The organism is Candidatus Latescibacter sp., assembly GCA_030692375.1.
Taxonomy (GTDB): Bacteria; Latescibacterota; Latescibacteria; order Latescibacterales; family Latescibacteraceae; genus JAUYCD01.
Genome location: JAUYCD010000260.1, coordinates 1 through 9996, shown reverse-complemented (window position 1 = coordinate 9996; position 9996 = coordinate 1). Strand labels below are relative to the sequence as shown.

The 9996-nt window shown below is 51.7% G+C and carries 10 protein-coding genes; 6 read left to right on the top strand and 4 right to left on the bottom strand.

The genetic code is table 11. The annotated features are described in order from the left end of the window. Positions 1–366: 366 nt before the first annotated feature. The gene (locus Q8O92_15630; protein ID MDP2984749.1) at positions 367–1923 is read right to left on the bottom strand and encodes a hypothetical protein; all 1557 of its coding nucleotides are present in this window, start codon (positions 1921–1923) and stop codon (positions 367–369) included. A 403-nt stretch (positions 1924–2326) separates the two neighbouring features. Beyond that, positions 2327–2788, bottom strand: coding sequence for a hypothetical protein (locus Q8O92_15625; GenBank protein MDP2984748.1), 462 nt, complete (start codon positions 2786–2788; stop codon positions 2327–2329). A gap of 988 nt (positions 2789–3776) precedes the next feature. Between Q8O92_15625 and Q8O92_15620 the strand changes: the two genes are divergently transcribed. The 6 genes from Q8O92_15620 to Q8O92_15595 all read left to right on the top strand — a co-directional run bounded on the left by Q8O92_15620 (position 3777) and on the right by Q8O92_15595 (position 7317). Continuing rightward, positions 3777–4790, top strand: coding sequence for a TIM barrel protein (locus tag Q8O92_15620; protein ID MDP2984747.1), 1014 nt, complete (start codon positions 3777–3779; stop codon positions 4788–4790). A 62-nt stretch (positions 4791–4852) separates the two neighbouring features. Next, positions 4853–5056 carry a type II toxin-antitoxin system HicB family antitoxin gene (locus Q8O92_15615; GenBank protein ID MDP2984746.1) on the top strand — a complete coding sequence of 68 codons (204 nt, stop codon included), beginning with the start codon at positions 4853–4855 and terminating at the stop codon, positions 5054–5056. Positions 5057–5093: 37 nt separating this feature from the next. Then, positions 5094–5285, top strand: coding sequence for a type II toxin-antitoxin system HicA family toxin (locus tag Q8O92_15610; protein ID MDP2984745.1), 192 nt, complete (start codon positions 5094–5096; stop codon positions 5283–5285). 13 nt (positions 5286–5298) lie between these two features. After that, positions 5299–5547: a type II toxin-antitoxin system HicB family antitoxin gene (locus Q8O92_15605; protein MDP2984744.1), complete on the top strand. Its 249-nt coding sequence runs from the start codon at positions 5299–5301 to the stop codon at positions 5545–5547. Positions 5548–5734: 187 nt separating this feature from the next. Then, positions 5735–6079: a hypothetical protein gene (locus Q8O92_15600; protein MDP2984743.1), complete on the top strand. Its 345-nt coding sequence runs from the start codon at positions 5735–5737 to the stop codon at positions 6077–6079. Between the two features lie 218 nt (positions 6080–6297). Further along, a complete protein-coding gene (locus tag Q8O92_15595) occupies positions 6298–7317 on the top strand; it encodes a TIM barrel protein (GenBank protein ID MDP2984742.1) in 1020 nt (339 codons plus the stop codon). A 6-nt stretch (positions 7318–7323) separates the two neighbouring features. On the opposite strand, the gene Q8O92_15590 is transcribed toward Q8O92_15595, so the two are convergent. After that, positions 7324–8121, bottom strand: a complete 798-nt coding sequence (locus tag Q8O92_15590) for a hypothetical protein (protein MDP2984741.1) — start codon at positions 8119–8121, stop codon at positions 7324–7326. 63 nt (positions 8122–8184) lie between these two features. After that, the gene (locus tag Q8O92_15585; GenBank protein ID MDP2984740.1) at positions 8185–9627 is read right to left on the bottom strand and encodes a DUF362 domain-containing protein; all 1443 of its coding nucleotides are present in this window, start codon (positions 9625–9627) and stop codon (positions 8185–8187) included. Positions 9628–9996 lie beyond the last annotated feature (369 nt).

The following is a 9996-nucleotide window of genomic DNA, read 5'->3' as shown; positions in this document are numbered from 1 at the left end:
ATCCCCTTCATGGTCTTCCTGCCTATTATCATGGGCCAGCTGATTGACAGGGGAGTTCTCAATTATACCAGTACCTTTTACGTGGCGTTGGCAATGATGGTCGCGGCAATTATCTACATCGCGGTCGTGCTGGAGAACCCGAAGGCATACTGTGAAATGAAGACCTCGGCCGCATAACCGGATCGTAGGGATGGCCTCTAAAAAATGAAAGCGGCGTTCTTGATAGAGAGCGCCGTTTTTTTTCGTATATTTTGATTGTTTAGATCCTGAAACGAGTTCAGGATGACACGTGTCATGCCGAACTCGTTTCGGCATCTAATCAAGGCGATCATAGGATCATGCGAATCATGGTTCAGACTATTGCCCTCATACCTTGTTAAGAATCCCGACCGCAGCTTTGCGGAGTTTCTCCTCTCCCGAAGGGTCCTGAATCCCGCAGGTCACCTCAAAGGCGCCTTCGGGGAACATATCGCTCGAAGCGATGTATCCCAGGTCTGAATTGCATTCGGTCATGGTGATGAGCTTGTCCCCGCGAACAGCAGTCCGAAGGGCGTCGCTCGTCGCTTTCACTGACTCGCCGGGCAGCCCCGCGAAAAAAATGTCGTTCAGAGAAAAAGCCTGGAGCTCATACGGGGTAGTACGGTTACGGAGATCGTCTTCGGAGACCTCATACCATTTCAGGATATTTTTCATCCAGTGAGCGCGGTTACAGGCATCAGCCAGCGCCTTGATTCCTGAAGCCGGGGCTTTTGAGGCGACCGCCCGTTTGAATGCATCCAGGGCTTTCTTTTTGGCGCTCTCGAAATCATAATTCACCGCTGACTGGGGCATATCTTCGCGCAGGGGCATAAGTTCTTTAACAGAAGTGGTTTTGAACCCGGTCAGAGGGACATACGCCGCGGGTTTCAGCGCCTCAAGCGCCTTGTCGGCCATAGCCCTGCCTTCGCGCTGCACCGTATCCCACACCACAGCGTCATCGACACAGCTCCATTCTCCGGAAGGGCCGAGAGGCGATGCAGCCCAGTTGAACTTCCCCTTGTCCGGTTTGAACTTCATGAATTCCTTCGCAGCCAGATCTCCGCAGGGCCCGTTGATAAAAAGCGCTTTGCCGCCGAGAGCTTCCTTGAGCCTTTTCCGGACCTGTCCCGGCGTATCGGAGGAATATTGCCACTTAGAGGCGCACTGGGCGAGTTGGACATGCGCGGCAAAACGGACGATGGACCCCAGAATCTTCTTTGTCTTCTCATCACGGAAGGCGAGCGCCTGGAGAAGCTCATCCACCGGCCCGTCATTGATGAGCGGCTCGGTAGAGCGGTATTTTTCAGGCAACCTGCCGTACCAGCGGGTGAGAAGCTCGGTAAGCAGGGGCCGGGCATCCACTCTGCCGTCATCGAGATAGTTATAGCCATACCAGAACGTCAGAGTTCCCAGATCATCGTCGATGCGCATACGGCGGTTGATGGAGAACCGGTTCCCCACTTTCACTGCAGCGAAAGCCATCTCCGCCGGACGGACTGCATACTGGGCGATTGTGACCGCTTTGGATATGGTATCGGATATGGTGGTGACATCGAGGCCGTGCAGATCATCGCTCATCGGCCCGGAATGGTTATGCGTGCAGTGGATAATCATATTTTCCATGGGCACCCAGGTGCTCAGAGCCACACTCCTCCGGATCACCAGCCCCATCCTGTATGGAATCTGGCCGAAATCGAGGGAAACCAGGGCGAATTTCACTATGCCGTCGGTTATGTAGAGAACATTGGCTTCCAGATCGTCGTGGAAAGGATAGCGATCATTGAATGTCTTGTTCATTATCGCGCTCCCGAAACCGACCTTGATTGTAGATTTTCCTTTACCCCCGCATCCTGCCAGAGAGGCGAGAGCAGCCCCGCCTAATGCCAGGACCTGTCGTCTTTTCATAAAAGAATCCTTTCGAATTTTATCTATGACAGTAGATTCGATTGCCCCCTATCCCTCGGTCCCTTGCCGCTTCGCGGGAACGATGAAACCGTTTACCCCCGAAGGGGGCAAGAGAAGTCATTGCTCCACAGTCATTGCTGCTTCGCAGGCACGATAAAGCCGTGTCCTGCCCCCTTCGGGGGAAGGATGTCCGAAGGACAGAAAAGGGGCTGCTTCAAACAATCTCGACTTTTACAAAAGGCTCAGTTGTAAAAGTAGTATAGCCGGTTTCCGAAATCAAGGAGGGAAACACTCAACATGCCTTATCGGTAAAAACATTTCGGACTTTGAAACCATTGACACGATGAGTTATTTTGCAGTAAGACTGCGGGGAGTTATAAACAATGCAGGATCGTAGACGAAATTATTTCGGCATGACTGCGGCCTTGGCATTTGCTTCTTTGAGCGCTGCATCCACCTGCTCAAGGATCCGGTGTTCTTCATGAGTACAGAAATCCCAGGGTGCGAACGCCTTTTGACCGTAGGGAGCGACTTCTCTTTCAACCTTGCCAAGCGGCGCAACCCCCTCCGACGAATAAGGGTTTACATTGAAATAATAGGTTACCGTAATTGTTGTGGTGCTTTCGGTTCTCTTATTTACCAGTATACTCAGCCGCTCTTTCAGTTCAAACTCACCCATTTCATGCTGAGGAATATAGTCGGACCGGTCATCGATCATCCTACCGTGCATGTAAGTCACTCTGTCGCTGAGCCGGCCCCGGTTCTTCACAACACTTACCTTCCAGTAGGTTTGGAGAATTCCCGCATCTTTTTGTTCCGACTGGAAACGGTAGTCAGTCACTGTATTCCGTAGAATTTTCCACACGGTGTCCACATCCGAGGAATAGATTCTGGTTTCCTTGCATTGTAAATCATCTTTATGCGAGACGATAAATTGCTTGGAAGAGCAACCTGATAAAATAACAAAAAAAAGAAATGAAATTCCTGATAGAAACTGAATCCTTGGAATAAAACATCCCCTTTTCATAAAACAGCCTCCCTGTGATTCTTCAATCGAATTTCTCCGTAAATGGTTTAGGCAGAGCCAATTGCAAAAGTCGTTTTATATGTAAAAAAGAAGGCAAGTTGTTAACTGCAGCCCCCTATCCCTCCATCCCTTTCCCCCTGAATGGGGCAAGGGAAGTCATTGCCCCGCAGTCGTTTCCTGCCCCCTCCGTGGGAAGGATATCCGAAGGACAGAAAGGGGGCTTCTTCCAACAATCTCGACTTTTGCAATTAGCCCGAATTATTCACAAACTTGCTATGATATTTTCTTAACTCTTTTTTAAACAAATACTTATTATTAATTTTGGAGGCAGCCCCCTAAATCCCCCGAAGGGGGACTTTTCATGGTAAAGATGAAAATGCGTAAGCGTAACTTTTAAAAAATAACCGATTATGCCTTGTCTTGCAGTCTTTTAAGTCCCCCTTCGGGGGATTTAGGGGGCTGTATTTTACGCTCACAGAGACTAAAATACTGTTTTCATGCATAATTCGGATTAACTATATGTGACGACATATTTTATTTCGTTTCTTTTTAAAAATAGATGCCGAAACAAGTTCGGCATGACACATGTCATCCTGAACTCGTTGTCGCTTCACAGGAACGATAAAACCGTTTCAGTATCTAAACACTCAAAACATTCGCAATTATGTATGTCGTCTTGTTAAGTCAATAAAAATCATGTTAATCCTTTAATCAAGTGAATCAAGGTTCAGACAGTCATTTCTCTTTTCTTTTCATCATTTTTATCATATGCATCATTCGCATCAGTGGTTCAGACAATCTTTTTCTCTTTCGGAGGTACACACCCGTGTCAAACGCCATCTCCCGCAGGCAGGCATTACGCGCCGGCGCTCTTTCAGCCGGTACTCTTCTCGGCCTTTCCGGTTCGCAGGATGTAATTGCCTGGGCTCCCGGGCCGAACGAAAATCTCAAGAAAGATTTGAAACCCGGCAAAACTCCCATCAGGCTTGCGACCGGCCTGTCACGCAACGGAAACGAGGACTATGAGGCCGCGGTAAAACGTATCCGTGACGGTGGATATGCCGCAGTGATCGCCCCGGTGGACCCCTGGCATGACGCACCTGATTCTGAGGTATCCCAGCTCAAGGCGGCGCTAAAAAAATATGATGTTATCATCTACGAGGTCGGCGGGTACCGGAACATGCTCCATACGGTGGAAGCGGAACGTCAGAAGAATCTCAAGCATCTGACGCGCTGTGTCGAGGCGGCAGAGAAAATCGGATGCCCCATGGTCGGCACTATTTCAGGGAGCCGCGATCCCTCCAATACCCGTATAGACAATTTTAATCCTCACCCGGATAATTGGACTCCGGCAACATGGAAACTCCTTGTTGATGGGGTCAAACAGGTTCTGAAAGATACCGCGGGCTGCAAGGCGGCGCTGGGAATGGAAGCCCAGGTCACCACCAATCTCGACGGTCCCAAAGCTCACAAACGTCTCATGGACGATGTCGGTGACAAGCGCTGTGCGGTGAATCTTGACCCGACCAACATGATCTCCCTGGAGAGTTACTACCATACCACCGAGCTTCTGAACGAATGCTTCGACCTCCTCGGCGAGAACATCCTCGGCTGCCATGCCAAGGATACGCTTATTCTTCCCGATCAGCAGACAGTGCATGTGCAGGAGGTGTGTCCCGGCAGGGGAGTTATGGATTATGAAACTTTCCTTATCCGCATGAGCCGGATGAAATGGACACGCGCCCTCCTTCCCGAGCATATACCGGGAAACCAGTATATCGAAGCGAAGGCGTATATCGAGAAAGTAGCGGCAAAGGTCGGAGTGAAGATGTACGGGTAAGGGGCGATTAAATTTGTTCCTGACACCTCCTCAATATTATACAGTATTCGGAGAAACATCGGATGAAAATTGAAATCGAACGTGAAACAGACGGTCGTTGGATTGCAGAGGTTCTTGACCTGCCGGGAGTGATGGCTTACGGGCAGAGCCGTCAGGATGCCATCTTGAAAGCCCAGGCTCTGGCGCTGCGTGTCATTGCCGATCGGCTTGACCACGGCGAGGCCATACCCGAACTCAATGGCGCTTGTATGGGGAGCAGTCGCTAATTCTGAACATTAATCAAAAGATTCCAGGAGAACCGATGTGAAATTCAGCGAACTTATCAGGCTCTTGGAAGAGAACGGATTTCGGTTAATAAGCCAGAAAGGGTCGATTCGATACTTTGGGAAGACCGGATGGGAAAAACTGATCAGAGTTGACTATCACGGGGTGAAAGAGGTTCCAACAGGCACATGCCATGCTATCTTGAAGGCCGCGGGAATCGAACACCCTTGAGGAGGATTGCAGAATGGTTGATCTGCTATATTCATTAATAATCGAATCCACTGAAGAGCCCGATTACTTTGGATTCTATTCTCCGGATTTGGAAGGCTTTTCGGGTATAGGGCATTCTGTCGAGGACTGCATCTATCAGGCCAGGTGGGGGATGAAGGAACACGTAGCTCTCTTGAAAAAACAGGGGCTTCCGGTTCCCCCGATAAATCCGGATCCAAGAATTACCATTCAAAACGAGAAAAAACTGATAATTGGTGTGTAGTATAAGAGTATGCCATGATACTACGGGATTTTGCCATGCTGTAGGTTGACGTGCTCACCACGGCGGGTATTCAGGGTATTCGCGTTGTCCGAGTTTCTCAGGATATCAGGGAGACTATTGTATATGTCTGAACGATCCATAAGAGAAACCTTCTTACTGAACAATACCCGCCTCAAGGAGACCTATTATGACCCACATCACACGCCGTCAGGCACTCGCAGCAGGCGCGGTATTTACCAGAGCGTTTGCGGGTACCGCCTCTGCGGCGGAAGTTAAGCTCCCGGATGCAATTTACATGTCGTGGTCGCGGACGGAAGGACTCAAACGCGACCTGTCCCCCGGTAAAACCCCCATACGGCTTGCCTGCTGGTCGAGCACAACCACGTTCGACAGCCGCAAACCCGGCGAAAGCCTGACAGAGATGGTGAAACGCATCCGTGACCAGGGCTACACTTCGGCGAATACATCCCCGACGAGGAGTATCCGCTGGCAAAGGAGTTTATCGAGAAAACTGCGGCGAAAGTGGGAGTGAAAATATACGGGGAATGAAGAATACATGACGACATAAATAATTGCGCATGTTTTGAGTGTTTAGATCCTGAAACGAGTTCAGGATGACACGTGTCATGCCGAACTTGTTGCCGCTTCGCGGGAACGATGAAAGCGCAGCGCATCTTTTAGCAACCGTTTCGGCATCTATCTTGAAAAAGAAAAAGAGCAGGTAACTTTCACTGATATGTGAGGCGCATAATGGCAAATTCATTTTCCAGGAGACGGTTTTTTTCGACACTCTCGGCTGCTGCCGCGGTGGGCGGTTTTACTCTCTCTTACGCCCATGCCAGGCCGCCGGTATCGTGGGACAGGGCCAAACGCGACCTGAAACCGGGCAGCACCCCTGTCCGGCTGGCGAATTTCTCCCTCATGCTGAACCCCAGCCCGAAGGAGAGCGTGACCGAAACGGTCAAACGAATCCGTGCGGCGGGCTATACCTCCGCGCTGACTCACACAAGCCTGGGGACAAAAAATCCCTGGCTCACGGTTCCGGATTCGGTAGTCGCCGAGCTCCGGGAAGCGCTCAAAACCTATGACGTGACTCTCTTCGATGCCATGATCTGGGCCAACCTTATCCATCCCGATGAAAAAACTCGTCAGGAGGCCCTCGCCTACGCTGCCGAGAATGTAACCGCCGCCGACCGTATCGGCTGTCCCATGGTCACCGCGGTCACCGGAAGCTGCGACCCCAGTTATTACATCGGCATTCACCCGGACAACTGGTCGCAGACAACCTGGAAAAGGTCCATCGCGAGCATCCGCCAGATTCTCCGCGACACTTCCGGATGCAAAACCTCCCTCGGAATCGAAGCCTGCATCACCACAAACATCGACAGCCCCCGGGCGCACAAGCGCATCATGGAGGATGTGGGAGACCCCCGCTGCAAGGTGTGTCTCGACCCGACCAACATGATGTCTTTCGAACGCTACTACCATTCGACGGAACTGCTCAACGAGTGTTTCGACCTTCTCGGCGAGAATATCCTCGGCTGTCACGCCAAGGACACCTACATCCTGCCCGACAAGATGCTCGCCTACATCACCGAAGTCCCTCCCGGCAAGGGCGTCCAGGATTATGAGACCTACCTGGTGCGGCTCAGCCTGATGAAATGGCCGCGCACCCTTCTCATCGAGCACATCCGGGAGGAAGATTACGCCCCGGCTAAGGCTTTTATCGAGGAAACGGCGAGGAAGGTGGGGGTGAAGATACAGGGATGAAGGAACTCATCCCTGAACATACTTCGCAAACAGCGCGGCATCCTCAACCAGCATCTCCGGTTTCCCCTCGGGATACACCCCGATGCAGACGGCGTCGCCGGGGCGCATGTTACGGGTGGTGAACTCGAAGGCGTCCTTCGGGTTCGTGCGGCCCGCAGCGAATATCTTGTAGTGGATGGCCGGTTTTTTCAGTTTCCGGATCAGCGAGACCATGATGTCGCGGTCGGCGCTGTTGAACCATTCCGAACGGCCGGATTTAAGCTCGGCGTCCTGGTCGCGGTGCGCTGAGTTATAATACGAACACATGTAGAAATCGACATCGAGATTCTTCTCCGCCCACTCGAATACCCGGGGGTCATGCCCGGCGACTCCCGCCGGAACCCCGGCCTCCTTGATCATCTTGATGACTCCGGGGATTTCGCCCAGCGCGTTGTTGGTATAAAGGTTGTCCATCACGCCGCCGTGGATGTAGCAGGCTTTCGCCCCCTCGCTCAGTGCGTCTTCAACGCTCCTGGCGGTGCTTTTCATCTCCGGGCAGGTCTGCGCGATCCACTGGATTTTCCCCCCTTCGTTGTGGTATTCGAAGAGCAGGCGTGTGATGTGACGGTCCGCGCGGCCTATGAATGTGGTGATGCCGAGCTCTTCCGCCGAGCGCCATGTTTTCTTTATACGATCCGCGGTGAAATACCGTTTCATGGCCAGGTCCATTTCCAGAGTCTGGTGTGAAACCGCGCTGAAAGGATTTCCCCCTACGATGAGCCTGCTTACCGTGAGATTCCCGATTTTTACCGTTCCGATTGGCATAGAGAATGGTTCCTTGAAAAAGTATGTTCAAAAATTAGACAGGATTAACAAGATTTACAAGATTCAATCCCAGAAAAGCCGTTTCCCGGTTTCCGCCCAGGTGTGAAGGTTCACTCCCAGCCTGTACCGCCGGATTTCTGAAACATTCTTAACCGGAGCGATCTTGCCGCGGTCGATCCAGTACATCTCGATTTTATTGATGTCGCACTCGCCCATGCCCAGCTCTTTGGCGACACGGGTATAGGGCAGGATGCTCGGATCGTGGCCCATAATCCAGGAGGCCACAGAATCCACCTCGACTGTGGAAAGTCCGGCTATGATAATGTTGCAGATCTGGTCCTGACCGGTGTCGAACCCGGAGCCGTCACGGCCGATAACTCCCTCGACTATATTTATTGAGGGCTTGATCGCACGCGCCGAATCGAGCGCGCGCTGGGTCCAAATTTCGTCCCACATCAGGCTGCCCCCCAGGTCTTTTGTGAATTCTGACAGCTTTTTCGGGTCATCCTTTACCTTCCTGAACGCCTGCCAGCCGCCTTTGGCTTCATATTTCGGGTAAAGCTGCTCGTAATCCCAGTATTTGAATCCGGCGGCGCGGTGTTTCAGGAATGCCGCTTCAACATTCTCGTAATAGTTCTTGACAAAATCACGGGCGAAGTTGCCCATGTACGAACGCTTCATCAGATTTTCCAGGTCCGACCACCGGTTGCAGTAGTGGCCGTATCCGGTGGGCACCGCGCCTTGGAGATTCTTGATGGAAAGGGTGGTGAGTCCCAGGTTGTGATTCTTGAGCTTGGGCATGTTGATGAAAAAATTGTCCGGGTCGCCGATGGGACGGTAGGTGGGAATGTTTTTCCAGACAACCGGATTGGGGACCTTGTGCCAGTTAAGCTCTTTTTTGGTATAGTGGGCGAACTTTTCGTACATTGGCTCGATGACCGGGATATTGTACTGATCCATGATGGTGTAGATTCCCGCCTGACGGTGGTTCAGGGCACCGGAGCCGCGGTCTCCGGTGACGATGTTGGTGTTTCCGAGCTCGCGCATGCCAAGGATGAAACCGGCCACAAAATCCGGCGAGGTTATCATCCCGCATGCAGGATTGTGGGTTCCGTCGGGCAAGTACATGTTGGTGAAGTTCGGTTTGACCATGGTTGAGCCGCCCTTTTGGGCGCCTTTGACAAAAAGATCGGAAACCGTCCTTTTCCCGATTTCCATCAGCTCCGGGCGGGCGTCGTTAAAGAATCCCCGCCAGTTCGGGGTGGCGCGCACTCGTGTCTGGATAAGAAAAACCGCGCGGGGTTTGGCGAGTATCTCCGGGCGAATCTGGGGGGTCAGGTTTTTGGCCTTTCCCGCCTCAATCCTGTCCATAATCTCTTCGATGCCGATCCCGCCCCCGGAAGCATAAGCGCCCGCATCGACCGGCATGGCCAGTTTTACGAGTTCGCATCCGGCCAACGCCGCTCCGCCCAGCGCGGCCTTTTTCATGAATTCACGTCGTTCCATAAAGGTATCTCCTGTCAAAATTTTACTTTTTCTCTGCTTACTTTGCGAGGGTATCTCTTTCATCCCGGCTCCTGACTCCGATTTTTCCGGCACTTTGTAATCGGAGCGAAGCGACGCTCTCCAAAAATCTCACGGATGCCGGATGGTCCCCGCAAAACACATCCTTTTGAACATAATCTGTTTCATAAAAATTTCCAATTTAAAAATATCAATCTGTCGTAGTAGTGCTGTGGTAATGTGGTAAACGCGGAGCGTTTTCCAATTGAGTGTTTGCTCAGACGATAGCGATTCCGTTATACGATAGCAACTAAATTGAATTCCCCAACCAATTGGTTTCATTGCAGTAGTAAATGTTACCACTAATCAATC

What these genes read in the sequence shown, in the direction of transcription:
- Q8O92_15585 (MDP2984740.1), bottom strand. Translation starts at nt 9,627, where the DNA reads ATGGAACGACGTGAATTCATGAAAAAGGCCGCGCTGGGCGGAGCGGCG.
- Q8O92_15630 (MDP2984749.1), bottom strand. Translation starts at nt 1,923, where the DNA reads ATGAAAAGACGACAGGTCCTGGCATTAGGCGGGGCTGCTCTCGCCTCT.
- Q8O92_15600 (MDP2984743.1), top strand. Translation starts at nt 5,735, where the DNA reads ATGACCCACATCACACGCCGTCAGGCACTCGCAGCAGGCGCGGTATTT.
- Q8O92_15595 (MDP2984742.1), top strand. Translation starts at nt 6,298, where the DNA reads ATGGCAAATTCATTTTCCAGGAGACGGTTTTTTTCGACACTCTCGGCT.
- Q8O92_15590 (MDP2984741.1), bottom strand. Translation starts at nt 8,121, where the DNA reads ATGCCAATCGGAACGGTAAAAATCGGGAATCTCACGGTAAGCAGGCTC.
- Q8O92_15605 (MDP2984744.1), top strand. Translation starts at nt 5,299, where the DNA reads ATGGTTGATCTGCTATATTCATTAATAATCGAATCCACTGAAGAGCCC.
- Q8O92_15615 (MDP2984746.1), top strand. Translation starts at nt 4,853, where the DNA reads ATGAAAATTGAAATCGAACGTGAAACAGACGGTCGTTGGATTGCAGAG.